25 protein-coding genes are annotated in these 24,924 nt (G+C 69.3%); 9 read left to right on the forward strand and 16 right to left on the reverse strand.

Annotated features, from left to right (window positions below; genetic code table 11):
• Positions 1-29: 29 nt before the first annotated feature.
• From typA to G6N51_RS12770, 6 genes are all read right to left on the reverse strand, one after another.
• Complete coding sequence (typA, locus tag G6N51_RS12745; RefSeq protein ID WP_083172118.1) at positions 30-1,919, reverse strand: translational GTPase TypA; 1,890 nt, start codon at positions 1,917-1,919, stop codon at positions 30-32.
• Positions 1,920-2,070: 151 nt separating this feature from the next.
• Complete coding sequence (gene narI, locus G6N51_RS12750) at positions 2,071-2,802, reverse strand: respiratory nitrate reductase subunit gamma (protein ID WP_083172119.1); 732 nt, start codon at positions 2,800-2,802, stop codon at positions 2,071-2,073.
• Positions 2,795-3,460 carry a nitrate reductase molybdenum cofactor assembly chaperone gene (narJ, locus tag G6N51_RS12755; protein ID WP_083172120.1) on the reverse strand — a complete coding sequence of 222 codons (666 nt, stop codon included), beginning with the start codon at positions 3,458-3,460 and terminating at the stop codon, positions 2,795-2,797. Before narJ ends, narI begins: the two co-directional genes overlap by 8 nt.
• Positions 3,457-5,079, reverse strand: coding sequence for a nitrate reductase subunit beta (narH, locus tag G6N51_RS12760; RefSeq protein ID WP_083172121.1), 1,623 nt, complete (start codon positions 5,077-5,079; stop codon positions 3,457-3,459). The genes narJ and narH overlap by 4 nt, the downstream gene beginning before the upstream one ends.
• Before the next feature lie 25 nt (positions 5,080-5,104).
• On the reverse strand, positions 5,105-8,803 hold the full coding sequence (locus G6N51_RS12765; RefSeq protein ID WP_083172122.1) for a nitrate reductase subunit alpha: 3,699 nt from the start codon (positions 8,801-8,803) through the stop codon (positions 5,105-5,107).
• A 404-nt stretch (positions 8,804-9,207) separates the two neighbouring features.
• Positions 9,208-9,612, reverse strand: a complete 405-nt coding sequence (locus G6N51_RS12770) for a (deoxy)nucleoside triphosphate pyrophosphohydrolase (RefSeq protein ID WP_083172123.1) — start codon at positions 9,610-9,612, stop codon at positions 9,208-9,210.
• A gap of 24 nt (positions 9,613-9,636) precedes the next feature.
• Between G6N51_RS12770 and G6N51_RS12775 the strand changes: the two genes are divergently transcribed.
• The gene (locus G6N51_RS12775) at positions 9,637-9,921 is read left to right on the forward strand and encodes a 4a-hydroxytetrahydrobiopterin dehydratase (RefSeq protein WP_083172124.1); all 285 of its coding nucleotides are present in this window, start codon (positions 9,637-9,639) and stop codon (positions 9,919-9,921) included.
• Here G6N51_RS12775 and G6N51_RS12780 read toward each other — a convergent pair.
• Entirely contained in the window at positions 9,918-11,219 is a 1,302-nt protein-coding gene (locus G6N51_RS12780; protein WP_083172205.1) for a mannosyltransferase, read from the reverse strand. The genes G6N51_RS12775 and G6N51_RS12780 overlap by 4 nt on opposite strands.
• Before the next feature lie 112 nt (positions 11,220-11,331).
• Between G6N51_RS12780 and G6N51_RS12785 the strand changes: the two genes are divergently transcribed.
• Positions 11,332-12,006, forward strand: coding sequence for a hypothetical protein (locus G6N51_RS12785; RefSeq protein WP_083172125.1), 675 nt, complete (start codon positions 11,332-11,334; stop codon positions 12,004-12,006).
• 35 nt (positions 12,007-12,041) lie between these two features.
• Entirely contained in the window at positions 12,042-13,160 is a 1,119-nt protein-coding gene (locus tag G6N51_RS12790; RefSeq protein ID WP_142274979.1) for an Rv1157c family protein, read from the forward strand.
• A 72-nt stretch (positions 13,161-13,232) separates the two neighbouring features.
• Here G6N51_RS12790 and G6N51_RS12795 read toward each other — a convergent pair whose 3' ends face one another.
• Complete coding sequence (locus G6N51_RS12795) at positions 13,233-13,379, reverse strand: DUF1059 domain-containing protein (RefSeq protein WP_067277197.1); 147 nt, start codon at positions 13,377-13,379, stop codon at positions 13,233-13,235.
• A 29-nt stretch (positions 13,380-13,408) separates the two neighbouring features.
• Positions 13,409-13,981: an HhH-GPD-type base excision DNA repair protein gene (locus G6N51_RS12800; RefSeq protein ID WP_083172127.1), complete on the reverse strand. Its 573-nt coding sequence runs from the start codon at positions 13,979-13,981 to the stop codon at positions 13,409-13,411.
• A gap of 113 nt (positions 13,982-14,094) precedes the next feature.
• Between G6N51_RS12800 and G6N51_RS12805 the strand changes: the two genes are divergently transcribed.
• Positions 14,095-14,628 (forward strand): nuclear transport factor 2 family protein, encoded by a 534-nt coding sequence (locus G6N51_RS12805; protein ID WP_083172128.1) that lies wholly within the window; start codon positions 14,095-14,097, stop codon positions 14,626-14,628.
• Positions 14,629-14,676: 48 nt separating this feature from the next.
• On the opposite strand, the gene G6N51_RS12810 is transcribed toward G6N51_RS12805, so the two are convergent.
• Positions 14,677-14,865 (reverse strand): DUF5302 domain-containing protein, encoded by a 189-nt coding sequence (locus G6N51_RS12810; RefSeq protein ID WP_083172129.1) that lies wholly within the window; start codon positions 14,863-14,865, stop codon positions 14,677-14,679.
• Between the two features lie 37 nt (positions 14,866-14,902).
• Complete coding sequence (locus G6N51_RS12815; RefSeq protein WP_083172130.1) at positions 14,903-15,346, reverse strand: PPOX class F420-dependent oxidoreductase; 444 nt, start codon at positions 15,344-15,346, stop codon at positions 14,903-14,905.
• Positions 15,347-15,422: 76 nt separating this feature from the next.
• Between G6N51_RS12815 and G6N51_RS12820 the strand changes: the two genes are divergently transcribed.
• Positions 15,423-15,944 (forward strand): DUF1697 domain-containing protein, encoded by a 522-nt coding sequence (locus G6N51_RS12820; RefSeq protein WP_083172131.1) that lies wholly within the window; start codon positions 15,423-15,425, stop codon positions 15,942-15,944.
• Positions 15,945-15,965: 21 nt separating this feature from the next.
• Here the strand turns inward: G6N51_RS12820 and G6N51_RS12825 are convergent, their stop codons facing one another.
• Positions 15,966-16,331, reverse strand: coding sequence for a GntR family transcriptional regulator (locus G6N51_RS12825; RefSeq protein ID WP_067277218.1), 366 nt, complete (start codon positions 16,329-16,331; stop codon positions 15,966-15,968).
• Between the two features lie 37 nt (positions 16,332-16,368).
• Between G6N51_RS12825 and G6N51_RS12830 the strand changes: the two genes are divergently transcribed.
• Positions 16,369-17,082: an NAD-dependent deacylase gene (locus G6N51_RS12830; protein WP_083172132.1), complete on the forward strand. Its 714-nt coding sequence runs from the start codon at positions 16,369-16,371 to the stop codon at positions 17,080-17,082.
• Between the two features lie 8 nt (positions 17,083-17,090).
• Here G6N51_RS12830 and G6N51_RS12835 read toward each other — a convergent pair whose 3' ends face one another.
• Both G6N51_RS12835 and G6N51_RS12840 read right to left on the reverse strand, forming a co-directional pair.
• Complete coding sequence (locus G6N51_RS12835; protein WP_083172133.1) at positions 17,091-17,720, reverse strand: class I SAM-dependent methyltransferase; 630 nt, start codon at positions 17,718-17,720, stop codon at positions 17,091-17,093.
• 64 nt (positions 17,721-17,784) lie between these two features.
• Positions 17,785-20,100 (reverse strand): MMPL family transporter, encoded by a 2,316-nt coding sequence (locus tag G6N51_RS12840; protein ID WP_083172134.1) that lies wholly within the window; start codon positions 20,098-20,100, stop codon positions 17,785-17,787.
• 312 nt (positions 20,101-20,412) lie between these two features.
• On the opposite strand from G6N51_RS12840, the gene G6N51_RS29440 reads away from it, so the two are divergent.
• Complete coding sequence (locus G6N51_RS29440; RefSeq protein ID WP_085981634.1) at positions 20,413-20,535, forward strand: hypothetical protein; 123 nt, start codon at positions 20,413-20,415, stop codon at positions 20,533-20,535.
• A 132-nt stretch (positions 20,536-20,667) separates the two neighbouring features.
• Here the strand turns inward: G6N51_RS29440 and G6N51_RS12845 are convergent, their stop codons facing one another.
• Together G6N51_RS12845 and G6N51_RS12850 are read right to left on the reverse strand one after the other, a co-directional pair.
• The gene (locus tag G6N51_RS12845; RefSeq protein ID WP_083172135.1) at positions 20,668-21,432 is read right to left on the reverse strand and encodes a 3-hydroxyacyl-CoA dehydrogenase; all 765 of its coding nucleotides are present in this window, start codon (positions 21,430-21,432) and stop codon (positions 20,668-20,670) included.
• A 65-nt stretch (positions 21,433-21,497) separates the two neighbouring features.
• The gene (locus tag G6N51_RS12850; protein ID WP_083172136.1) at positions 21,498-22,583 is read right to left on the reverse strand and encodes a CaiB/BaiF CoA transferase family protein; all 1,086 of its coding nucleotides are present in this window, start codon (positions 22,581-22,583) and stop codon (positions 21,498-21,500) included.
• Between the two features lie 97 nt (positions 22,584-22,680).
• On the opposite strand from G6N51_RS12850, the gene G6N51_RS12855 reads away from it, so the two are divergent.
• Complete coding sequence (locus tag G6N51_RS12855) at positions 22,681-23,490, forward strand: enoyl-CoA hydratase (RefSeq protein ID WP_083172137.1); 810 nt, start codon at positions 22,681-22,683, stop codon at positions 23,488-23,490.
• Between the two features lie 84 nt (positions 23,491-23,574).
• The gene (locus G6N51_RS12860) at positions 23,575-24,924 is read left to right on the forward strand and encodes a DUF2867 domain-containing protein (protein WP_083172138.1); all 1,350 of its coding nucleotides are present in this window, start codon (positions 23,575-23,577) and stop codon (positions 24,922-24,924) included.

The following is a 24,924-nucleotide window of genomic DNA, read 5'->3' on the forward strand; positions in this document are numbered from 1 at the left end:
CGCCCGGCGGCCCGCCCGAGCACGCGCGGCTAACCCCGTGCCTTGGCGCGCGACCGGCTGCGCGCCCGGGTCGTGGCGTCCAACTCGACCTTGCGCACCCGGACGATTTCCGGGGTCACCTCCACGCACTCGTCCTGCGCGCAGAACTCCATGGCCTGTTCCAGGTCGAGCTCGAGCGGCTTGGCCAGGGTCTCGATGACGTCCGCGGTCGACGACCTCATGTTGGTGAGCTTCTTCTCCCGGGTGACGTTGATGTCGAGATCCTCGGCGCGCGGGTTGATTCCGACGACCATGCCCTCATAGGTGTCCTGGCCGGGCTCGACGAAGAACTGGCCACGGTCGGCGAGCTGAATCAGGGCGAACGGCGTGATGGTGCCGGCGCGGTCGGAGACCAGCGACCCGGTGTGGCGGGCCCGGATCTCCCCGGCCCACGGCCGGTAGCCGTCGAACACGGCGTTGGCGATGCCGGTGCCCCGGGTGATCGTCAGGAAATCGGTGCGGAAGCCGATCAGGCCGCGGCTGGGGACGATGAAATCCATCCGGACCCAGCCGGCCGCGTGGTTGGTCATCTCCTCCATGCGGCCCTTGCGGGCCGCCATCAGCTGGGTGATCGCGCCGACGAACTCTTCTGGGCAGTCGATCGTCATCGCCTCGAAGGGCTCGTGCAGCCTGCCGTCGATCGTGCGGGTCACCACCTGCGGCTTGCCGACCGTGAGCTCGAAGCCCTCCCGGCGCATCTGCTCGACCAGCACCGCCAGCGCGAGCTCGCCGCGGCCCTGCACTTCCCACGCGTCGGGCCGGCCGATGTCCACGACCCGGATCGACACGTTGCCGACCAGCTCTTGGTCGAGCCGGCCGCGGACCATGCGCGCGGTCAGCTTGTGGCCCGACACCTTCCCGGCCAGCGGCGAGGTGTTGGTGCCGATCGTCACCGAGATCGCCGGCTCGTCGACGGTGATCCGCGGCAGCGCGTGGGCGTGGTCGGGGTCGGCCAGCGTGTCACCGATCATGATCTCGGGCAGGCCGGCCACCGCCACGATGTCACCGGCGATCGCCTCCTCGGTGGGGCTGCGCTCGACGCCCTCGGTCGCGAGCAGCTCGGTGATCTTGGCGCTGGTGATGACGGGCAGCCCGTCGACCTCGCGCATCCAGGCGACCTGCTGGCCCTTGCGCAGTTTGCCGTTGTAGATGCGGATCAGGGCGAGCCTTCCGAGGAAGGCCGACGCGTCGAGGTTGGTCACCAGCGCCTGCAGCGGCGCCTCGGGATCCCCTGCCGGCGCGGGGATGTGCTCCATCAGGACGTCGAACAAGGGGTCGAGGTTGTCGCCGTCGGGAATCTCGCCGTTGGCCGGCTGGGTGGTGCTGGCCACGCCGGCCCGCCCGGACGCGTAGAGCGTCGGCAGGCCCAGCGCGTGCTCGGCGGCCTTGGCCGCCTCGTCGTCGAGGTCCGATGCGACGTCCAGCAGCAGGTCGTGGCTCGCGTCCACCACCTCGGCGATGCGCGCGTCGGGCCGGTCGGTCTTGTTGACGACGAGGATCACCGGCAGGTGCGCGGTAAGCGCCTTGCGCAGCACGAACCGCGTCTGGGGCAGCGGCCCCTCGGACGCGTCGACCAGCAGCAGCACCCCGTCCACCATCGACAGCCCGCGCTCCACCTCACCGCCGAAGTCGGCGTGGCCCGGGGTGTCGATCACGTTGATGACCGTGACCGTTCCGTCCGGGTTGTGGCGATGCACGGCGGTGTTCTTGGCCAGGATGGTGATGCCCTTTTCCTTCTCGAGGTCACCGCTGTCCATGATGCGTTCCTGGGTGTCGTCACCGCGGTGGTGCAGCGCCCCGGACTGCCGCAGCATCGCGTCCACCAGGGTCGTTTTGCCGTGGTCGACGTGGGCGACGATGGCGACGTTACGGAATGGCACGTCGGTGATTGTGGCAGCGGAGGGCCGTACAAAGCGAACTGGCAGGCGCCCGGGGCCGCGGTCCGGTGTGCGTGCAGGGCGGCCCGGCACGGCGTGTCGGCGCCGTGGCCGCACACCGAAAGCCCGGGCCGCACACTCGGTGGCCGGCCCGCTACCAGCCCCTGCGGCGGGGCGCCGTGCCGACCAATTCGCCCTTGGTCGCCTCGTCGCGGCTGCGGTAGACGATGTAGGGCCGGAACAGGTAGGCGACCGGCGCGCTCAACATGTGCACCAGCCGGGTGAACGGCAACAGGGTGAACAGCACCATGCCGATCAGGGCGTGCAGCTGGTAGTCCAGCGGCGCGTTGATCATCACCTCGCCGTGTGGCTGGAAGATCCAGATCCGGCGGAACCACAGGCCGACCGTGTAGCGGTAGTGGAACTCGCCGCCGTGCGGGCCGGTGCCGATCAGGTCGCAGTACAGGCCCACCACGATGGCCAGCACCAGCACCACGTACATCACCTTGTCGCCGCGGGTGGTGGCCATGGACACCGCCGGGCGGGTGAACCGCCGGTAGATCAGCAACCCGATGCCGGCCAGGGTGGCAATCCCCGCCACCGACCCGGCGATGACCGCCTGCAGATGATAGGCGTGGTCGCTCACCTTGAGCAGGTGCGTCACCCGCGGCGGGATGAACAGCCCCATCACGTGCCCGGCGAAGACCGCCAGGATGCCGAAGTGAAACATCGGGCTGGCGATCCGCAGCAGCCGCGACTCGTAGATCTGCGAGGAGCGGGAGGTCCAGCCGAACTTGTCGTAGCGGTAGCGCCACCAGGTGCCGACGATCAACACCGTCAGCGTGACGTAGGGCGCGATGTCCCAGAACAACACGTTGCTAAACACCTGGCGCTCCTTCGCGTCGGGGCGGCACGGTCAAGTTGAAGGGTTGCAGCCCAACGGCTTCCGCGGGCGGCCCGGCCTTGGCCAGGCGCTGCGCGCGGCGCACGTCCTGATCGGTCGCGGCCGGCAGCGTCGCGCACACCGCCGCCACGGTGGGCTCGTAGGGCGACTTCGCGTCGGCGAGCGCGCCCCGCAACACGTCGATCGGGACGCGGTGCTCGGCCAGCAGCCGCCGCCCGGCCCCGGGATCGACGGTGGCGGCGAATTCCAGCACGACGGGCAGGTGGTCGGGCGCCTCGGCGTGCGGGGGCTGCACCCCCGATTCCCGGTAGGTGGCGGCGAACTCCACCATCTCCCGGCCGCGGTTGCGGGTGTCGCCGGCGGTCCAGTACGTCAGGTACATCGTGCAGTGGCGCCGCATGTCGAACGTGGCGACGTAGTCCATCGCGGCGGCCATGGGTTCGCGAGCGCGCAGCGCGGCCAGCGTCTGCGCGAGCAGCGCCGCCGCGGGCCCGCCGATGTGGCTGAGCAGCTCCTCGACGGTGTCCAGCCGACCCGGCAACTCGTCGTCCGGGTAGGCCAGCAGCAGCGATGCGGCCTGCCACACCAGCCGGTCCTGCAGGATGTCGGCGCGTCCCCGGCGCCCGGCCAGCAGCCTCATCGCTTCTGCTCTTCGGGGAACATCCCCGCGGGCACCTGGCGGCCGTCCCAGTTCAGCAGGTTCACCCGCGCGGACCGGTGACCGTTGACCGGCTCCTCGCCGCCCGGCCGCTTGAGCGCGTGGAACGTCTCCACGGACACGGGCACCGGTTCGCCCGACTCGTACATGCCCGGGCCGCCGTCGCCCGTCAACGAGCAACCCATGTCCTCGAGGTCACGGGCCTGCGGGGCGAACGCGGTCGGAATGACGTACCGTTCTTCGTATTTCGCGATCGCCAGCAGCCGGTACATCTCGTAGATCTGCTCTTCGGTCATCCCCACCGAATGCGGGATTTGCGGCTGGGTTTCGCGCCCGAGATTGATGTCGCGCATGTAGGAACGCATCGCCGCGAGCCGCCGCAGCACGCCCTCGACCACAGCGGTGTCACCGGCGGTGAACAGTTCGGCCAGGTACTGCATGGGGATGCGCAGCGCGTCCAGCGCGCCGAAGAGGTTGCCCAGCTCCTCCCCGTCATGGCCGTCCCGGCTGACCGCGTCGACCACTGGCGACAGCGGCGGGATGTACCAGACCATCGGCATGGTGCGGTATTCGGGGTGCAGGGGCAGCGCGACCTTGTAGTCGTTGATCAGCGCGTACACCGGCGAGCGCTGTGCGGCCTCGATCCACTCGTCGGAGATGCCCTCCGCGCGGGCGGCGGTGATCACCTCGGGATCGTTGGGATCCAACAGGATTCGGCACTGCGCCTCGTACAGGTCGGTGTCGTTCTCCACCGACGCCGCCTCCAGCACGCGGTCGACGTCGTAGAGCACCAGGCCCAGATACCGCAGTCGGCCCACGCACGTCTCCGAGCAGATGGTCGGCAGGCCGACCTCCATCCGCGGGTAGCACAGCGTGCACTTCTCGGCCTTGCCTGTCTTGTGGTTGAAATACACCTTCTTGTAAGGACATCCGGAGACGCACATCCGCCAGCCGCGGCAGCGGTCCTGGTCGACCAGGACGATGCCGTCCTCGCTGCGTTTGTACATCGCGCCCGACGGGCACGACGCCACGCAGGAGGGGTTGAGGCAGTGCTCGCAGATCCGGGGCAGGTAGAACATGAAGGTCTCTTCGAGCGCGAGCTTGACGTCCTCGCTGACCTTCTTCAGGATCGGGTCGCCGGCCAGGATCTCCGGCGACCCGGACAAGTTGTCATCCCAGTTCGGTCCCCACGAGATTTTCATCGGTTCGCCGGTGATGAGGCTCTTCGGCGCGGCCGTGGGGAACGTGTCACCCGCGGGCGCGGTGGTCAGGTTCTCGTAGTCGTAGGTCCAGGGCTCGTAGTAGTCGTCGATGATGGGCAGCCGGGGGTTGGCGAAGATGCGCAACAGCTTGTGGATGCGGCCGCCGTCGCGCAGCCGCAACCGGCCCTTCTTGTCGCGAATCCAGCCACCGCGCCACCGCTCCTGGTCTTCGTAAGTGCGCGGATAGCCTTGGCCGGGGCGGGTTTCGACGTTGTTGAACCACACGTACTCGGTGCCGGGGCGGTTCGTCCAGGCCTGCTTGCAGGTGACCGAGCAGGTGTGGCAGCCGATGCACTTGTCGAGGTTCATCACCATCGCCAGCTGCGCCATGACTTTCATGAGGGCCTCGCTTCCCGTGCGCGCATCAGTACGTCACATCCTGACTGCGACGGCGCACCACGGTGACCTCGTCGCGCTGGTTGCCGGTCGGTCCCATGTAGTTGAAGGCGAACGCGTGCTGGCCATAACCCCCGGCGAGATGGCTGGGCTTGATGCGGACGCGGGTCAGCGCGTTGTGGTTGCCGCCGCGCTTGTTGTTGGTTTCGGTGCGGGGTGTGTCGACCGTGCGCTCCTGCACGTGGTAGACGAAGACCACGCCGTCGGGCATCCGGTGGCTGACGATGGCCCGGCACACGTAGATGCCGTTGGCGTTGACCGCCTCGACCCAATCATTGTCGCGCACTTGCAGTTTGGCCGCGTCGCCCGGACTCATCCACATCGTCGGTCCGCCCCGTGACAACGACAGCATGTAGAGGTTGTCCTGGTAGGTGGAGTGGAACGACCACTTTGAATGCGGCGTCAAATACCGCACGGTCAGCCCGATCCCGTCGTCGGTGGGACCGAGCTCGGGCTGCCCGAACAGCCGCGCCATGTCCAGCGGCGGGCGGAACACCGGCAGGTGCTCGCCGAGTTCCTCGACCCAGTCGTGGGCCAGATAGAAGTGCATCCGCCCGGTGAGCGTGTGGAACGGCTTCAGGTTTTCGATGTTGATGGTGAACGGCGCGTAGCGGCGCCCGCCGGCCTCGCTGCCCGACCACTCGGGGCTGGTGATCACCGGGACGGGACGCGCCTGGGTGTCGGCGTAGCTGATGCGCCGGTCTTCGCTGCCCTCGGCCAGGTGCGCCAACCGCTGGCCCGTCCGCTTTTCCAGCTCGCGGAAGCCCTCGACGGCGAGCCGGCCGTTGGTGGTCCCGGACAGCAGCAGCAGCACGTCGGCCATCCGCGCGGCGGTGGTGATGGCCGGGCGGCCCGCTGCCGCACCGGAATTCATCACCCCGAACTTGGCCGCCAGCTCCTCGACCTCCCGGAACGGGTGCACGGTGACGCCCTTGGTGGTGAGCCCGAACGTGTCGACCAGCGGGCCCAGGGTTTGCCATTTGTCGTAGATCGCGCCGTAATCGCGTTCCACCACGGTGAGTTTGGGCATGGTCCGCCCGGGCACCGGCGTCGCGCCGCTGTGCAGCCAGTCTTGTTCCGTGCCGTCGGGATAGGCCATCGCGTCGGGCGTGTCGTGCTGCAGCGCGGTCAGGACCACGTCGCTGCGGGTGCCCAGGTGACGCTTGGCCAGCGCACTGAACGCGCGCGCGATCGCACCGAAAGCCTCGAAATCCGAACGGGTCTCCCAGGGCGGGTCGGTCGCGGCGCTGAACGCGTGCACGAACGGGTGCATGTCCGTGCTCGAGATGTCCGCCTTCTCGTACCACGTCGCCGCCGGCAGCACGATATCCGAGACCAGCGTCGTCGACGTCATCCGGAAGTCGATCGACATCATCAGGTCGAGCTTGCCCTCGGGGATGTCCCCCTCGCACACCACGTCGGCGGGCGGCACGCCGTCGGTCGGCGGTTCGGCCTGCACGTTGGAATCGGTGCCCAGCAGGTGGCGCAGGAAGTATTCGCCGCCCTTGCCCGACGACCCGATCAGGTTGGCCCGCCAAACCGTAAGCACCCGAGGCCAGTTGACCGGATTGTCGGGATCGGTGACGGATAGCTTGAGTTTGCGGTCGCGAAGTTGCTCGGCGACGTAGTCGGCCACGTCGCGGCCCGCGGTGCGCGCCTCGTCGGCGACGTCCAGGCTGGACCGGTCGAACTGGGGGTAGAACGGGCTCCAGCCCATGGCCGTCGCCGAGGCCAGCAGGTCCATCGTGTGCTTGCCGGCAAATCGTCCCCGGCCCAGCGGGCTGGCCAGTTTGTCGGCGCCGTAGCCGTCATAGCGCCACTGGTCGGTGTGCGCGTACCAGTAGGACGCGCCCGGCACCTGCCGCGGCGGGCGCACCCAGTCCGTGGCCATCGCCATCGTCTGAAACCCGGTGAGGGGCCGCACCTTTTCCTGGCCGACGTAGTGCGCCCAGCCCCCGCCGTTGCGTCCCATCGAGCCGGTCAGCATCAGCAGCGCGAGCACCGCCCGATAGATGGCGTCGCCGTGGAACCACTGGCAGATGCCACTGCCCATGATGATCATCGACCGGCCGCCGGATTCCTCCGCGCTGCGCGCGAATTCCCTGGCGACGCGGATGGCCTGCGCGGCCGACACCCCGGTGATCGCCTCCTGCCACGCGGGGGTGTTCTGCTGGGTCGGGTCGTCGTAGCCGGTGGGCCATTCGCCAGGCAGCCCCGGGCGGGCCACCCCGTACTGGGCGAGCATCAGGTCGAACACGGTGCACACGCGGTGCGTGCCGACGCGGCGCACCGGGACACCGCGGGCGATGGTGCTGCCTTCGCCGTTGAGGGTGTCGAAGCTGGCCAGGTGCACCACCGCGGTGTCGCCATCGCCGTTGGCGCCGTCGGCATTTCGCACACTCAGCGCCGGCACCAGGGTGCCCAGGTCGAGGTTCCACTTGCCGACGCCGTCCTCGCCGTAGCGGAATCCCAACGAGCCGTGGGGCACCACCACCGAGTCGCTGGACTCGTCCAGCACCGCCGGCTTGAGCGCCGCGTTCTCGACAGCCTCCCCGAGGTCCGCCGCGGTCAGGTTCTTGCCGGGCACCAGCATGTCGCCGCGCTCTTCCAGCTTGATCAGGAACGGCAGGTCGGTGTAGCGGCGTGCGAAGTCGCTGAAGAACGGAACCTCCTTCTGCACATAGCATTCCGAGAGAATGACGTGCCCCATCGCCATCGCTAGCGCCCCATCGGTGCCGGCCGCGCACGGCATCCACTCGTCGGCGAACTTGGTGTTGTCGGCGTAGTCGGGGCTGACGGTCACCACCTTGGTGCCGCGGTAGCGCGCCTCGGCCATCCAGTGCGCGTCGGGGGTCCGGGTGATCGGCACGTTGGAGCCCCACATCATCAGATAGGCCGCGTCCCACCAGTCTCCGGATTCGGGGACGTCGGTCTGATCGCCGAACACCTGCGGCGAGGCCACCGGCAGGTCGGCGTACCAGTCGTAGAACGACGTCATCGGGGCGCCGATCAGCTCGAAGAACCGCGACCCCGCGGCGTAGGACACCATGGACATCGCCGGGATGGGCGAGAAGCCGGCGACGCGGTCGGGGCCGTAGGTCTTGATGGTGTGCACGTGAGCGGCGGCGATCAGCTCGGTGGCCTCGGCCCAGGTGATCCGAACCAGTCCGCCCTTGCCGCGGGCCCGCTGGTAGCGGCGCCGGCGTTCGGGGTCCGCCTGGATGTCGGCCCACGCCAGCACGGGATCGCCGAGCCGCGCCCTGGCCTCCCGGTACATCTCGACCAGCACGCCGCGGGCGTACGGGTAGCGCACCCGGGTGGGCGAGTAGCTGTACCAGGAGAACGACGCCCCGCGGGGGCAGCCGCGCGGCTCGTATTCCGGCCGGTCCGGGCCGACCGACGGGTAGTCGGTCTGCTGAGTCTCCCAGGTGATGATCCCGTCCTTGACGTAGATCTTCCAGGAGCACGAACCGGTGCAGTTGACCCCGTGCGTCGAGCGCACCACCTTGTCGTGGCTCCACCTGTCGCGGTAGAACGTGTCGGCCTCGCGGCCGCCCCGACGCGTCACCGTCCGCCGGTCGGCCGAGACCTCGCCCGGCGTGAAGAACCGTCCGCTGCGCTCCAGCAATTCCTCGAGCGCTCCACCAACGTGTGGTGTGACAGTCAACAGGTATCCCTTCTACTCCGTGCTGCCTCGAGTCGTAGCCGGGCCGTTCTTTCGACCGCAGGTGCGCCCGTGTCGCACACCGGGGTCATCGGTCGCGCCGGCCCCGAACGCCGATGCCGTCGTTGTCGGCGGGCCCGCGGGCCGGGGAGCAATCGGGCACCAGCATACGGTGCGGCGGACCGGCCGATCACCGTCGCCGCGCGCGGGCCGTCAATCAAATATGGTCTGGTCAGCATAGGTTTTGCGGACCTAGACATAGCCGGCGTGGAAGCCGTGACGACGGATCGCGTCCGGCGCGCGCTTCCAGGTCAAGTCGTTATTACAAGCTTCGTTGTTATATCCCAAGTTCACCTTCGCGACCTTCCACGGCGCTGAATGTTAGCTGCGGGAAGGCTGTGGACTTGTTATGAGGCCGATGCGGCCAGCGTCCGCATCAGGTCGGGGACCCAGCCGCGGTCGGCGGGCACCCAGTCGACGTCGGGCAGCTCGGCCGCCGTCACCCAGCGCACCGCCCGGTGGTCACGGGCACGCGGTTGGCCGCCGAGCAGGTGCACGCGGTACGCCCGCAGCGTCATACCGTCCAGCGCGACGTCGTCGCCCAGGCGGCCGCCCACCGCAACGTCGCCGACCGCCAGTCCCAGCTCCTCGGCCAGCTCGCGGGCAAGCGCGCCGGGCTCGGTCTCCCCCGGAGCGACCTTGCCGCCGGGCAATTCCCACCGACCGGCCAGCTCCGGCGGCCGGACGCGCTGCGCCACCAGGACCCTGGCCCCGCGGATGACGGCCCCGGCGACGACGATCTGGGTCGGCATGGCCAGACGGTATACGGTCGGTTCATGGCTGTGTTAACGGATGAGCAGGTGGACGCCGCACTGCCCGATCTCAACGGATGGGAGCGCGTCGACGGTGCGCTGCGCCGGTCGATCAAGTTCGACAGTTTCCTCGCCGGCATCGACGCGGTGCGCCGGGTGGGTGAGCACGCGGAGAGCAAGGACCATCACCCGGATATCGACATCCGTTGGCGGACGGTGACTTTCGCTCTGGTGACGCATTCCGCGGGGGGTATCACGGACAAGGACGTGGCGATGGCGCACGACATCGACGAGATCGTCGGCGGCTAGCCCTTCGATCGGCCGGCAGCGGCGATCCAGACCAGGGTCGCCACGGCCGCCGCGATGTAGACCAGGCCGGCCCAGGCCAGATACCACGGGCGGCTGATCTGCCAGATGGTCGGCTGCGCGAAGAGCAGCAGCCACGGCAGGCCGACGATGGTGAGCGCCAGCCAGCCCCAGCCCACGATCGGCGAGCCGGCACGCTCGCGCAGCGGGCCGTGGATCGCCCAGATCATCAACGGCACCAGCCACACCCAGTGGTGCGTCCAGGAAATCGGGGAAAGCAACAGCCCGAACAGCTCGACCACCAGCAATCTGCCCAGCCGATCCGAGGTGTCCAGGGCCCGCCACGCCAGGACGGCCAGCACCGCGGTGACGGCGATGGCGGCCAGCACCGGCGCGCCGAAGCCGGCGTCGTAACCGAGGATCCGGGAGATGCCGCCGCGCCAGGATTGGTTGATCGACGTGGCGATGGGCCCCACGCGGTGCGCGTCGCCCAGCAGCTTGGTGAAGTAGTAGCGGGTTTGGTCTCCGACCACCAGGGCGGACACGCCGATGGTGGCGACGAAGACCACGAACGAGAAGGCCGCCGCGGCCCACCGGCGCACGCCGACCAGGTAGACGCCGGCGATCGCCGGCGTCAGCTTGATGCCGGCCGCCACGCCGACAAGTAGGCCCGACAGCCACCACCGCGTCGTCAGGACCGCCCACAGCACCCCGAGCATCAGCAACACGTTGACCTGCCCGTAGTCGAACGTGCTGCGCAGCGGCTCGATCCAGATGGTGACCGCCGTCCAGGCCATGGCCAGGCGGCGGCCGTCGGCGCCGGCCGCAATGCCGATCAGGCGCTGACTGATCCGGATCGCGCCGTACAGGGCGGCCATCGTCGCGACCTGCCACGCGAAGGCGACCAGCCCGAACGGCAGCAGGCTCAGCGGATAGAAGACGACCGCCGCGAACGGCGGGTAGGTGAACGGCAGCGGGAAGTCCGGCGTCTGGTCGGCGTAAACATAGCTGTACAGGGTGCCGGGGTGGTTGATCGCGGCGGCGCCGCCGAGGTAGACGTGCAGGTCGACGAAGTTCGCCCCGTGGGGCGACAGATAGGTCCAGCCCAGTCGCGCCGCGACGCTGGCGACCAGCAGCGCGGGTGCCGCCGCCCGAATCAGGCTCGCGTAGCGCCGGTGCGGGGGTGCCGCCGGGGCGGCCGAGGTGGTGTCTATCCGCCCGACTCTAGCGATGGACGCGCGCCGCGCGGCCCGGGCGGACCTCGCTGACCCGGCGCGCCTGGTCGCGGGGCGTTCGGTCACCGCCGTCACTCGTATCAGTAACGATCAAATAAATGCCACACGTGTCACTTGAGTCCCATCAGTATCAACGTAACTTCGGCGGCGGACCCGTTTTCCACAACCAGGGAGAGTCATGCCAACCATCTGGACTTACATGCGTGCCGCGGCCGTCGTCGTCGGTTCGTCCGCAGCCCTACTCACGGGCGGTATCGCCCACGCCGACCCCGTGCCGGCCCCGCCCATTCCGAACATTCCGCAGCAGCTGATCAGTTCGGCGGCCAACGCGCCGCAGATCCTGCAGAACCTCGCCACCGCCCTCGGTGCGACCCCGCCAGCCGCGCCGGCCGCGCCCGGCATCACGTTCCCGGGAGTTCCGTCGGCCGCCGCAACGTCACCGGCGACGGCGGCCGTCCCCTCGATTCCCGGCCTGGCCCAGGCGCCGACGCCCTCGGCACCTTCCGCCCCGGCCGCGCAGGGTCTCCAGGGGCTGATTCCCGGCCTGACGCAGCAGGCTCCCGCGGCGCCCGCCGCCCCCGCCACGTCGTCCATTCCCGGACTGCCGGCCATCCCGGGGCTGTCGACGCCGACCGCGCCCGCCACACCGCCGACCCCGCAGCTCCCGCAGGCCAAGGTCGACATGCCGGCGTTCCTGCCCAACCTGCCGGTCAACATGCCCGCGCAGATGACCCTGCCGCAGGACCTGCCGGCACTGGCCGGGGCGCCGGCCGCACCGGCCGCACCGGCCGCACCCGCCGCACCGGCAACCGGGGCCAACCCGGTGGCGCCGCTGCTCGCCGCCCTGCCCTGAGTAGTTAGCCAGACAGCAAAGCCAGCCACTACCTAATGACCGGAGGACGCACCGTGGCAACCAGTTGGAATCTGTCCAAAGGATTGGCCGCTGTCGTCACGGCATCGGCTGCCGCGTTCGGGTTCTGCCCGAGCGCGGCAGCCGACCCGGCGGCACCGCAACCGAGCTCGACCCAAGAACTCCCGGGCCTGCCGGCGCTATCGCAGCTGAGCCCGATCATTCAGCAAGCGGCCGGCAATCCCGGGCAGGCGACCCAGCTGCTCATGGCCGCAGCGCAAGCTTTCAGTCACAACCAGGGCGCCCCCACCGAGTCCCGGAACGTGGCCGCGTCGGTGAACCAGTTCCTGGCCGAGCCCGGCGCCGCCCTGCCGGACGGCTCGCCCGTGCCGCACGTGCCTGCGGCGGGCGTCGAACCGGGCGCCCAGTCGCACCTGCCGACCGGCATCGACCCCGCACACGCGGCCGGTCCGGGACCGGTCGCGGCCCCGCCGGCCTCGGGCGTCGAACCGAGCGCCCAGTCGCACCTGCCGGCCGGCATCGACCCCGTACACGCCGCCGGTCCGGGACCGGTCGCGGCCCCACCCGCGTCCGCGCCTGCGCCCGGCACCATCGCTCCCGTCGCGGCGCCCGCACCGGTACCCCCGGCGCCCGCCGAGGCGGCACCGGCCGCCACCCCGGCGCCCGACGCCGCGCCGGCTCCCGCGCCCGCCGCCGCACCGGCGGCGGCTCCGGGATTCGGCCCCGATGCTCCGCCCACCCAGGACTTCATGTATCCCTCGATCGGCACCAATTGCCTGGCGGACGGCACCACCGCGATCGCCACCGCGCTGTCGGTGGCGGGTCCGGCGAAGATCCCGACGCCCGGCCCGGGTCCCGGGCAGACCGCCTACGTGTTCACCGCCGTCGGCACCCCCGGACCCGCCGAGGTGCAGAAGCTGCCGTTGAACGTCACGTGGGTGAACCTGACGACGGGCAAGTCGGGGACGGTCGCGCTCAAGCCGCGCACCGACATCAACGCCGACGGGCCGACGACGCTGACCGCGATCGCCGACACCGGGTCCGGCAGCATCATGTCGACCATTTTCGGGCAGGTCACCACCAAGGAAAAGCAGTGCCAGTTCATGCCCACCATCGGCTCCACGGTGGTGCCGTAGGGCCACCACTGTTGCCTGCCTGAGCGCGCGTGTTCCCCACCGGGGCCACGCGCGCTCGCGTCGGACGAACGGCTAGTACGCCATGAACAGGATCGCGTCGCGGTCGTACTCGAGGCCCGGATGATCGCTGGCGAGATGAGCCTGGGTCAGCTCGACCAGCTCGTCCTCATCCTTGCCGACGATGGCTTCCCCGCACGGACACGTCAGGTGTGTCTTCACGTTGCCGCCCTTCCCTTCTGGTCACCCAGCTACTTCGCCGTCTTGGCTGCTGCCTTCATCTGCTTCTTGTAGGACCGGACTTTGCCCATCGATTGGGCGTCGACGATGTCGGCGACGGAGATGTGCGTGCCGTCCTTGCCGAACTGCCCGGCCGCCGCGCGCCAGCCTTTCGGGGTGACGCCGTACTGCTTGCCCAGCAACGCCAGGAAGATCTGCGCCTTGACCTCGCCGAAACCGGGCAACCCCTTGATGCGCCGCAGCAGCTCGGCGCCATCCGGGTCGCCGGCGGTCCACAGGCCGGCGGCGTCGCCGTCGTAGCGGTCCACGATGATCTGCGCCAAAGCCTGGATCCGCTTGGCCATCGATCCCGGAAAGCGATGTATCGCAGGCCTTTCCGAGCACAACGCGGCGAACTTGTCGGGGTCGTACTCGGCGATTTCATGGGCGCCGAAGCGGCCCATCCGGTCCGCGATCTTCTTCGGTCCGGCGAAGGCCGTCTCGAAAGGCACCTGCTGGTCCAGAACCATCCCGATGAGCAGGGCCAACGGGTCCTCGTCCAGCAGCGCGTCGGCCTCCGGGTCTTGAGCGAGCCAAAGTTTCACCGTCAACGACCAACCTTTCCGCTGAACAGCCTAAGACCGACGCGTCTGTGTTCGACAGACTACTCACACCGACGGCGGCAACGGCCAGCACATAACCACCGCGTTATCGTGACCTGGTGGTGGATGAGGCCCGATTGGCGCTGATGCTGGCCCGCGACGAACTGCATGCCCTCGTCACCGCCTATTGCCGCGCCGTCGACCGCGCCGACTATGCGGCGCTTCGCGACCTGTACCACCCCGAGGCGACCGACTCGCACGGGTCGTTCTCGAGCGGCGGCGTCGATCAGTTCATCGCGCAGCTACAGGCGGCGGAACCGTATGTGCGTGTCTCCCAACACAACATCACCACGACGAACTTCGTGGTCGAGGACGACACCGCCCGCGGTGAGATCTACTGCCTGGTGTTCCACACGTTCGCCGGTCCCGAACACGACGTGGACGTCATCATCGGCGGCCGGTACCTGGACAGCTACGCCAGACACGACGGGCGCTGGAAGTTCCTTCGACGCACCATCGTGGCGGACTGGGCCTACCAGAACGACCCGTCGCAAGTGGACTTCGGACACCCCAGCACCCGGGGAAGCCTGCGCGGCGCACCCGGTCAGGCCGACCCGTCGATAAGCCTGTTCACGCCGCCCCAGGTCTGAACCGGGGATGCAACGTAAGTCTTGGCGCGCAACGACTTACGGAAGGATCTATCCGCTCTTGCGGCGGAATTCGCGGCGGTTCTCCACCGGGCCGTGCGCACGTGACTGCTTGCCGCCACCGTTCTTGTGGTCGGTCGTGCCCGACGACCTGGCCATCTTGCGGTCGAGGGCCTCACGGAACTTGCGCTTGGTGTCGTCGTCCGATTCCGGCGCCTCGGAAGACTTGGGTTCAGCCATACCGGCAGCCTAGCCCGCGGCCGCGGGAATCGGGCGGCTAACGCACCCCGGGCGGCATGCCGTAGACATGCGAGATCGGCAACGTCAGCAACACCCGCCGATCGGTGACCATCGCCTGGCGGTATTCGTCCCAATCCGGGTGTTCGCCGGCGATGTTGCGGTACAAGGCAATCAACGCCTCGACGGTGTCGTCGCCGGGGGCGGCCGCGGGCGGCGTCAGGATCGCGGTGCCCTCGGCCACCGCATACGACCACCCGTCGTCGGCATCGACCAGGATGGACGCCCGGGGATCGCGGCGCAGGTTGCGGGTCTTGGCCCGGGGCTCGGTGATCGACACCCGCACGGCCAGGTCCCGCGGGTCGAAGTGGTAGCTCACGTTCGACAGCTGGGGGCGCCCGTCGCGTTTGATGGTGGCCAGCACTCCCAGTGAGTTTCCACTGATCACGGCCAGCAGCTTGTCGTCGAACACTTGGCGTCCCATGTCGAAAGCCTACGTCGCGGGTCCAGCGACCGGTCCCGGATCGCGCCCGCGCGGACCGCCCTGGTGGAATCGGACCATGACCGAATACGCGGCGTTCCTGCGCGGCGTCAACGTCGGCGGCGTCAACCTCAAGATGGCCGAGGTGGCGCGCGCGTTGACCGGCGCGGGATTCACCCACGTGCGCACCATCCTGGCCAGCGGCAACGTCGTGCTGGAGTCATCCGGCGGCGCGGCGGCGGTGCGCAAGAAAGCGGAAGCCACCCTGCGGGAGAGGTTCGGCTACGACGCGTGGGTGCTGGTGTACGACCTCGCAACGGTGCGCGCCGTCGTCGACGCCTACCCGTTCGAGCCCGAGGTCGACGGCTACCAGTCCTACGTCACGTTCGTCGCCGACAAAGCGGTGCTCGACGAACTCGCCACGCTGGGCGAGGGCGCGGGCCCGCACGAGAGGATCGGCGTCGGCGCGGGCGTCATCTATTGGCAGGTACCCAAGGGCGGCACCCTGGACAGCACGATCGGCAAGACGATGGGCAAGCCGCGCTACAAGTCGTCGACCACGACACGCAACCTGCGCACGCTGGCCAAGGTGTTGCGGTAAAGCACGGCGCGCCAGGCGCGCTCAGTCGTCCGGCACGTTGGTCAGGTAGCGCATCGCGTCGGACTTGGTGAGCCCCAGCGCCCGCGCCACCTCGACGTACTCCTTGGCGGCGGCCGCCATCGCGGCGTCGGTCGGGTCGAAGCGGGAGATGAAAGTGCCGAAGCGCCCACGGGTTTCGACGATCGCCGCCGACTCGAGTTCCCGATAGGCGCGGGCCACGGTGTTCGCCGCGACGCCCAGCTGGCCGGCCAGGTCGCGCACCGTGGGGAGCCGGGTCCCGGGCGGCAGCGCGCCGGCGCGAACGCCGTCGATGACCTGGGTCCTGAGCTGGTCGAACAGCGGTTTGCCCGCCTTCACGTCGACCTTCAGCAAATCCCGCAGCTCCACGTCTTCAGTATGTCCCAAGCACGGCTATCTTTGTGGGATGCGAGTAACGGTGCTGAGCGGCGCGGGAATCTCCGCGGAGAGCGGGGTGCCGACCTTCCGCGACGACAAGAACGGATTGTGGGCCCGGTTCGACCCCTACGAGCTGTCCAGCACCCAGGGGTGGCGCGACAATCCCGAGCGGGTCTGGGGTTGGTACCTGTGGCGTCACTACCTGGTGGCCGACGTCGCGCCCAACGTCGGGCACCGCGCCATCGCCGCCTGGCAAGACGGCGCCGAAGTCAGCGTCATCACCCAGAACGTCGACGACCTGCACGAGCGCGCCGGGAGCATGCCGGTGCACCACCTGCACGGCAGCCTGTTCGAATTCCGTTGCGACCGTTGCGGTATGCCCTACACCGGCGCGCTGCCCGAGATGCCCGAACCGATGCTCGAGGTCGAGCCGCCGGTCTGTCACTGCGGCGGCCTGATCCGGCCCGACATCGTGTGGTTCGGTGAGCCGTTGCCCGACGAGCCGTGGCAGAGCGCCGTCGAGGCGACCGAGGCCGCCGATGTGATGGTGGTGGTCGGCACCTCGGCGATCGTCTATCCGGCGGCCGGGCTGGCCGAGCTGGCGCTGTCCCGCGGGACCGCCGTCATCGAGGTCAATCCCGAAGTCACCCCACTGTCCAGGAACGCCACGATCAGCATCCGCGAGACCGCCGGCGAGGCGCTGCCCGGGTTGCTGCAGCGGCTGCCCGCCCTGCTGACGTAGCCCGCGAGCTACGGCCTGCGGGCGCGGCCCAGCAGCAGTTCCGAGACCGGCATCGGTGCCCACGCCGGCAGCGTGAACTCGCGCCGGGAGACGTCGACCTCGAAGCCGGCCTCGACGATCGCGCGCTCGGTGTCGCGGTGGGTGTGGCAGTTGCCGAACAATCGGGGCCACACCGTCGCGTCGGCGATCCGTTGCAGGCGGCCCCGCCCGCCGGCGCTCGCCACGTGCTCGAGGTAGCGCAGCTCCCCGCCCGGGCGCAGCAACGAATACAGGCGTCGCAGCACGCCGTCGGGGTCGCGCACCGAACACAACACCAGCGAGCAGACCACGGCGTCGAACAGCTCGCCGCCGCTGAACCCCTCGGCCGTCTCGCCGGTCACGACGACTCGGGCGGGCACCACGTCCGCCGCGGCGCGGGCCTGGGCCGCCAGCCGCGGCTCCGGCTCCATCGCCACCACCTCGTGGACCGACTCCGGGTAGTGGGGAAAGTTCGTACCGATGCCCGCGCCGACTTCGAGCACCCGCCCGGACAACCCGGCAAGATTCTCCCGCCGCAGGGCCCGGATGGCCTCGGTTTCGTGGGTGGCGACGACGGGCCAGATGCGCGCGAAGAACGGGTTGTCCACCGCCGTTGTCATCAAGGTCAACCTTCCGATTCGGATGGCCCCAGAATAGGGTCTTACCGCCGACGCGGTCGGCGCGTCAGCCGATGTTGGGTACGGGTTCCCCCAGCCGGCCCCCGTCAAGCGGGATCGGCTCAGCGTATCCGTGGGTCCCGCCCTCGCTGACGCCGAACCGATCGTGCAGCCACGCCATCGGCTTGGGCGCCCACCAATTCCACCGGCCCATCACATGCATGAACGCCGGCACCACAACCATCCGCACCAGGGTGGCGTCGGCGAGCACGGCGAGCGTCAGGCCGAGGCCGAACATCCGCATGAAGGACACGTGGGCGGCGATGAGCGCGGCGAACGACATCGACATCACCAGCGCGGCCGCCGTGATCACCCGGCCGGTGCGGGCCACACCGAGCGCCACGCTCTCGTCGTTGGCGGCGTCGGCCTCCGTCGCGCCCGGTTTCGCCGGCCGAGCGGCCCCGGACGCCAGCCAGTACTCGCGGATGCGCGAGAGCAGGAACACCTCGTAGTCCATGGACAATCCGAAGGCGATGCAGAACAGCAGCACGGGCATGTTGGCGACCAGCGTCCCGCTCGGCGTCGTGCCGAGCGCGCCCAGGTGCCCGTCCTGGAAGATCCACACCAGCGCACCGAAGGCCGCGGTGAGCGACAGGATGTTGCAGGCCAGCGCCTTGGCCGGCAGCAGCACGCTGCCGGTGAGCAGGAACAGCAGCGCAAAGGTGATCGCGGCCATCAGCCCGAGCACCAGCGGAAGGCGGTCCGTCACCGCGTCGACGCTGTCGCGGTTGACCTGGGCGACACCGCCCATCACGACGGCCCGACCGGCCGGCCCTGGCACCTCATGCAATCGCTTGAGCTGGGCGTCGTTCGCGCCGGAGAACAGCGGCGCCGTGCTGCTGACGGTCAGGAAGGCGCTGCCGTCGGCCAGGCCGGTGGGACCGGCCGGCGGCCCCGTCCGGTTCCCGCCGACGAACGTCCCGCCGGGCGCCGCCACCGCCGCCACCTCGGGCACCCGCGACAAGTCGGCGGCGTACCTGGCGAGGTCCGCTGGGCTCAACCCACGCGCGTCGGGGACGACCACCGGCACGGACGTCGCGGGGTCGTGCGCGAACTCGGTGCGCAATTGGTCACCGACCTGGTGCGAGGACGCCGACCGCGGCAACACCCGGTCGTCCGGGAAACCCCATTTGACGCCCATGAAGGGCAGGCCGAGCAGGAGCAGCAGCGCGACGACGGTCAGCCCGATCGGGGCCCAGCGGCGCATCACCAGCTTGCTCGACCGGTACCAGAACAGCTGCTCGACGGGCCTGCGCGCCGGTTCCGGCCGGCGGAAGACGCGGCGCATCAGCCGGCGCACGTCCAGTGCGTCGAGTCGGGGGCCCAGCAGCACGATGGCGGCCGGGGTGATCACGATCGAGGCGGTCGCGACGAACGCGACGGTGGCCACGCCGGCGTAGGCGAACGACTTGAGGAAGTACATCGGAAACGCCACGGTCGCCGACATGGACAACGCCACCGTGACCGCGGAGAACAACACCGTGCGACCCGAGGTGGCCATGGTCCGGACCAGCGCCTCGTCTCGGTCGCTGCACTCAGCCAATTCGTCGCGATACCGGCTGACGATCAGCAGGGTGTAGTCGATGGCCAGCGCCAGGCCCAGCGCGGTGCTCAGGTTGAGCGCGAAGATCGACACCTCGGTGGTGAACGTGATCAGCCGCAACACGGTCATTGACCCGACGACGGCGAGCGCGCCCAGCGCCATCGGCAACGCCGCCGCCAACAGACCGCCGAACACCCAGATCAGGACCAGGAAGCTCAGCGGCAGCGCGATCATCTCCATCAACAGCAGGTCAGCCTGATTCTGGGTGTTGATCTGGGCGTATTGCATGGCAGCGCCGCCGGCGCGAACCGTGACCCCGCCGCGGTCGTGGATGAACTGGTCCGCGACGGTTTGGGCGTTGCTCTGCGCGTAGTTCTCGCCGCCCTTGAGGTTGACCACGACCAGACCCGACTTGCCGTCGCGGCTGACCAAGTCGGCGGCCGCTTGCGGGGGGACCGTCCACGGCGATGACACGTTGTACACCAGCGGTGACTTCTTCAGCCGGTTGACCAGGTCGGTGCCCACGGCGCGGGCCCGTGCGCTGTCGTTGCCGCCGGGAGCGGTCACGACGATCAGCATCTGCTGACCGCTCTGGCCGAACTTGTCGGACAGCACCTGGATCGCGTGGGCGGACTCCGAGTGGGGATCCTGGAAACCGCCGGGAGACAGGCTCTTGGCGACCGGGACACCGAAGATCGCGGCGGCGGCGAAAACCAGGACGCCGATGGCGATGATGCGGCGGGGCGCCGCGATGGCCAGGCGGGCGATCCCCTGCAGCATTTCGAGCCCTTCCCACCGCCGGTGCTGGTCGCGCTGGCCGCTGGCGTAACCGGCGACAACCTAACAAACGTTAGTTTTCACGCGTCAAACAGATTCCTCCCTAAGCACGCACCGCGTGCACTGCTCGGTTCAACGCGGCGTTTTAAACCGCGGACACAGTAAGAGTCCGGCCAGAAAATTGGCCGGTGATTAAGCAGGTCACGGGGCTAAACGCCGCGCTTGACGGCGCTCAACCTACCCGTCGGTAAATTGCCACCATTTTCCGAATCGTGACTCAAAGATTCCTTAATGGTGGCCCATACGCTCAGTGTCATGTGGATCGACGACACAAGTGCCGACGTCATCAAGGTTGACTTCGAAGCCCTCTACCACGGCGATGTGCTGGTGGAAGGGGAGACCTCGGAGCAGTTCGAAGAACTGCAAGCGGCGAGCTGACCATGAGCATGCTCGCACGGCTGTTGATGGCCGAACCCGCAGTCAGTCGATGGTTCCGTCGATAGGCCGATAGACCTTCTTCCGTTACGAAAGCCCCCCGCTCATCGCGGGGGGCTTTCGTGTTCACCGGCCTCAGCGCGGCGCCATGCGGATGGCGCCGTCGAGGCGGATGACCTCGCCGTTGAGCATCGGGTTCTCGATGATGTGGACCGCGAGCGCGCCGTACTCGTCGGGGTCACCGAGCCGGGCCGGGTGCGGGACCTGCTTGCCCAGCGACTTCTGCGCCTCCTCGGGCAGCGAGCCCAGCAGCGGGGTCTTGAACAACCCGGGCGCGATCGTCACCACGCGGATGAGCTCGCGCGACAGGTCGCGCGCGATCGGCAGCGTCATGCCGACCACACCGCCCTTGGACGCCGAGTAGGCGGCCTGGCCGATCTGGCCCTCGAACGCGGCGACCGAGGCGGTGTTGATGATGACGCCGCGCTCTTGTTTGTCTTCAGGGCCGATGGCCTCCGTCTTGGCGATGCGCTCGGCGGCCAGCCGCAACACGTTGAACGTGCCGATCAGGTTGACCCCGACGACCTTCTTGAACGCGTCCAGCGGGAACGGGCCGTCCTTGGACAGCGTCTTGATGGCGTTGCCGATGCCCGCGCAGTTGACGTTGATGCGCAGCGGGCCCATCGACTCGGCGGTATCCAGCGCCTTGCCGACCGCGGCCTCGTCGGTGACGTCGGCCTGCACGAAACGGGCGCGTTCCCCCAGCTCCTGGACCGCTTCTTCGCCCCGCAGGTCGATCACCACCACCTGCGCGCCGGCGTCGAGCAGCCTCTTGGTGGTCGCCAGGCCCAGGCCCGAGGCGCCCCCGGTGACGACGGCAACGGCGTCCTTGATCTTCATCCGAATCCTTCCTCGCGAATCCCTCGCGAATCCCTTACGAGTCCAGCCAACCAGTTGGTTGGCGACTATACCCAGTCGGTCAGCACGGCCTCGACGTCGGCCAGCGGCGCGGCCGGCGGTCGGGGGACGTCGGGCGTGGTGCGGGAGAACCGCGGGGCAGGCAGCGGCTGCAGGCCACCGTCCACCTCGTAGAAGGTGTTCCGCTCGGTGATGTGCGGCTCGGTGTGCACCTCGCCGAACGCCAACACCGGCGTCACGCAGGCGTCGGAGTCGGCGAACACCTTCGCCCAGTGGTCGCGGTCGTGAGCGGCGAAGGCGGCCGTCAGCGCCCCGCGCAACTCGGGCCAGCGGCTGACGTCGTTCTGCGCCGGCAAGCTGGCGGCATCCAGACCCAGCCCGGCGAGCATGGCCGCGTAGAACTGCGGCTCGATCGCGCCGACGGCGACATAGCGCCCGTCGGCGCACTCGTAGGTGTCGTAATAGGGCGCGCCGCCGTCGAGCATGTTGGTGCCGCGCACGTCCGACCACATGCCCAGCCCCCGCATGGCCCACATCATCTGGATCAGCACGCTGGAGCCGTCGACCATGGCCGCGTCGATCACCTGCCCCTTGCCGGAGTTCTGCCGCTCCCACAGCGCGGACAGGATTCCGACCAGTAAGAACATCGAGCCGCCGCCGAAATCGCCGACCAGGTTCAGCGGCGGCACCGGCCGCTCGTTCGCCCGCCCGATGGCGTGCAGGATGCCGTTGAGCGAGATGTAGTTGATGTCGTGCCCGGCCTGCTGACTGCGCGGGCCGGCCTGCCCCCAGCCGGTCATGCGGGCGTAGATCAGCCGCTCGTTGACCTCGGCGCACTGCTCGGGCCCGAGGCCGAGCCGCTCGGTGACGCCGGGACGGAATCCCTCGATCAGCACGTCGGCCTTGGCGACCAGCCGGAGCACGACGGAGCGCCCCTCGTCGGACTTGAGGTCGACGGTCAGGACGCGCCGGTTGCGCAGCATGGCGTCCTTCGCGACACCGCCGGGACCGCTGGACGGCCGGTCGATGCGCACCACGTCGGCTCCCAGATCCCCCAAGATCATCGCCGCGTGCGGACCCGGCCCGATGCCGGCCAATTCGACGACCCGAAGTCCCTTCAGCGGTCCAGCCACGACCCACCGACCTTTCGTCTGCTCTGACGCCCGTTGTTGTTGGCATCTTCGCAGCCGCCCACGGCGGGCGCGCAGCCCGGTCACTTAGGGTGAGCCCATGCCGCAATCCGCGATCGACACCCTGACCCCCGTCGCAGGCCTTTCCGTCACGCTGTCCGACGGCGTGTTGGCGGTGACCATCGACCGCCCCGACAGCCTCAATTCGCTGACCGTGCCGGTGATTACCGGCATCGCCGACGTGATGGAACGCGCCGCGACCGACCCGGAGGTGAAGCTGGTGCGCCTCGGCGGCGCGGGCCGCGGCTTCTGCTCCGGGGCGGGGATCAGCGCCGACGACGTGTCCGAGACCGGGCTCTCGCCGGACGAGATCGTCCTGGAGATCAACCGGCTGATCCGGGCGATCGCCGCCGTGCCGCACCCGGTCGTCGCCGTGGTACAGGGACCGGCGGCCGGCGTCGGCGTCTCCTTGGCGTTGGCGTCCGACATCGTATTGGCTTCGGAGAGCGCCTTTTTCATGCTCGCCTTCACCAAGATCGGCCTGATGCCCGACGGCGGCGCGTCCGCGCTGATCGCCGCCGCCGTCGGCCGCATCCGGGCGATGCACATGGCGTTGCTGCCCGACCGCCTCCCGGCCGCCGAGGCGCTGTCCTGGGGTCTGGTCAGCGCCGTCTACCCCGCCGACGAATTCGAGGCCGAGGTCGACAAGGTGATCGCCCGGCTCTTGGCGGGCCCCGTCGCCGCGTTCGGCAAGACCAAGCTCGCGATCAACGCGGCCACGCTCCCCCAGCTGGATCCGGCGTTGCAGCGTGAATACGACGGCCAGGCCGTCCTGCTGCGGTCCCACGACTTCGTCGAGGGCACAAAGGCTTTCCAGCAGCGCCGCGCGCCCGAGTTCACCGATCGCTGACCTGTGGCGCTTACCGGTGGCCCACACCGGTAATCCTCCCCCGCGTCGGGTCCGAATAATTGGAAGACGACGAACGGAGAAGCCATGGCTGGACAGGTTCGCAGTCTCGTGACCGGGGCGACCGGATACATCGGCGCCCGGCTGGTGCCGCGACTGCTGGACGAAGGCCACGTGGTGCGCGCCCTGGCGCGCAACCCGGCCAAGCTGGCGGACGTGCCGTGGCGGCAGCAGGCGGAGGTCGCGCGCGGCGACCTGGGTGACGTCGATTCCCTCATCGCGGCCTTCGACGGGATCGACGTCGTCTACTACCTGGTTCATTCGATGGGCACGGCGAAGGATTTCGCCGACGAGGAGACGCGCGCGGCCCGCAACGTCGTGACCGCGGCCCGGCGCACGGGGGTGCGGCGCATCGTGTATCTGAGCGGGCTGCATCCCGAGGGCCGCAAGCTCTCGCCGCACCTCGAGTCGCGGGCGGCCGTCGGCGACGCGCTCATCGCGTCGGGCATCGAAACGATCGTGCTGCAGGCGGGCGTCGTCGTCGGTTCGGGATCGGCGTCGTTCGAGATGATCCGGCACCTCACCGACCGGTTGCCGGTGATGACCACCCCGAAATGGGTGCACAACAAGATTCAGCCGATCGCGGTGCGCGACGTGCTCTATTACCTGGTCGCCGCGGCCACCGCGACGGTGCCAGAAAAGGACAAGTCGCGCACCTGGGACATCGGCGGACCCGACGTGTTGGAGTACGGCGACATGATGCGGGTGTACGCCGACGTCGCGGGCCTGGGCAAGCGCTATCTGATCGTGCTGCCGTTCTTGACACCCACGATCGCCAGCCTCTGGGTCGGCACCGTGACGCCGATCCCGCCCGGTCTGGCGCGCCCGCTGATCGAGTCGCTGGAGTGCGACGCGGTGATGCGCGACCACGAGGTCGACAGCATCATCGGGCCCCCGCCCGCCGGGCTGACCGGCTACCGCCGCGCCGTCGAGTTGGCGCTCGACCGCGCGGCGCACGGCGTCCCGGAACCCTCGTGGTCGTCGTTGCGGTCCGACCCGGCCGAGGCGCTGCCCACCGATCCGGATTGGGCGGGCGAGATCGTCTACGCCGACGTGCGCACCGAGGACATCGCCGCCGAACCCGCCACCGTCTGGGCGGCGGCGGAGAACGCCGTGAACTCACGGGCGGGCGGCTGGAAGGTCGAGGAGCGCGAGGCGGGAGCCCTGCTGCGGCTACGCTCCCCCAAGCGAGCGCCGGGACGGGAATGGCTCGAGATCGCGGTCACGCCGCGCGACGGTGGCGGCAGCCGCTACACCCAGCGGTCCATCTTTCTGCCGCGGGGCATCCCGGGGCGGGTGTACTGGTTCTTCGTGCGGCCGGTCCACACCGCCACGATGCGTGCGCTGGCCCGCGAGGTCGTCGGTTCGGCCCGATAA

The organism is Mycobacterium paraseoulense (genome assembly GCF_010731655.1).
Taxonomy (GTDB): domain Bacteria; phylum Actinomycetota; class Actinomycetes; order Mycobacteriales; family Mycobacteriaceae; genus Mycobacterium; species Mycobacterium paraseoulense.

Coding starts and splice junctions, on each gene's coding strand:
- G6N51_RS29440 (WP_085981634.1), top strand. CDS start 20,413: ATGTGGATCGACGACACAAGTGCCGACGTCATCAAGGTTGACTTCGAA.
- G6N51_RS12840 (WP_083172134.1), bottom strand. CDS start 20,100: ATGCTGCAGGGGATCGCCCGCCTGGCCATCGCGGCGCCCCGCCGCATC.
- G6N51_RS12815 (WP_083172130.1), bottom strand. CDS start 15,346: ATGGGACGCCAAGTGTTCGACGACAAGCTGCTGGCCGTGATCAGTGGA.
- narJ (WP_083172120.1), bottom strand. CDS start 3,460: ATGAGGCTGCTGGCCGGGCGCCGGGGACGCGCCGACATCCTGCAGGAC.
- G6N51_RS12790 (WP_142274979.1), top strand. CDS start 12,042: ATGACCGGAGGACGCACCGTGGCAACCAGTTGGAATCTGTCCAAAGGA.
- G6N51_RS12775 (WP_083172124.1), top strand. CDS start 9,637: ATGGCTGTGTTAACGGATGAGCAGGTGGACGCCGCACTGCCCGATCTC.
- G6N51_RS12770 (WP_083172123.1), bottom strand. CDS start 9,612: ATGCCGACCCAGATCGTCGTCGCCGGGGCCGTCATCCGCGGGGCCAGG.
- G6N51_RS12845 (WP_083172135.1), bottom strand. CDS start 21,432: ATGAAGATCAAGGACGCCGTTGCCGTCGTCACCGGGGGCGCCTCGGGC.
- G6N51_RS12860 (WP_083172138.1), top strand. CDS start 23,575: ATGGCTGGACAGGTTCGCAGTCTCGTGACCGGGGCGACCGGATACATC.
- G6N51_RS12810 (WP_083172129.1), bottom strand. CDS start 14,865: ATGGCTGAACCCAAGTCTTCCGAGGCGCCGGAATCGGACGACGACACC.
- G6N51_RS12820 (WP_083172131.1), top strand. CDS start 15,423: ATGACCGAATACGCGGCGTTCCTGCGCGGCGTCAACGTCGGCGGCGTC.
- narH (WP_083172121.1), bottom strand. CDS start 5,079: ATGAAAGTCATGGCGCAGCTGGCGATGGTGATGAACCTCGACAAGTGC.
- G6N51_RS12835 (WP_083172133.1), bottom strand. CDS start 17,720: ATGACAACGGCGGTGGACAACCCGTTCTTCGCGCGCATCTGGCCCGTC.
- G6N51_RS12785 (WP_083172125.1), top strand. CDS start 11,332: ATGCCAACCATCTGGACTTACATGCGTGCCGCGGCCGTCGTCGTCGGT.
- G6N51_RS12830 (WP_083172132.1), top strand. CDS start 16,369: ATGCGAGTAACGGTGCTGAGCGGCGCGGGAATCTCCGCGGAGAGCGGG.
- G6N51_RS12855 (WP_083172137.1), top strand. CDS start 22,681: ATGCCGCAATCCGCGATCGACACCCTGACCCCCGTCGCAGGCCTTTCC.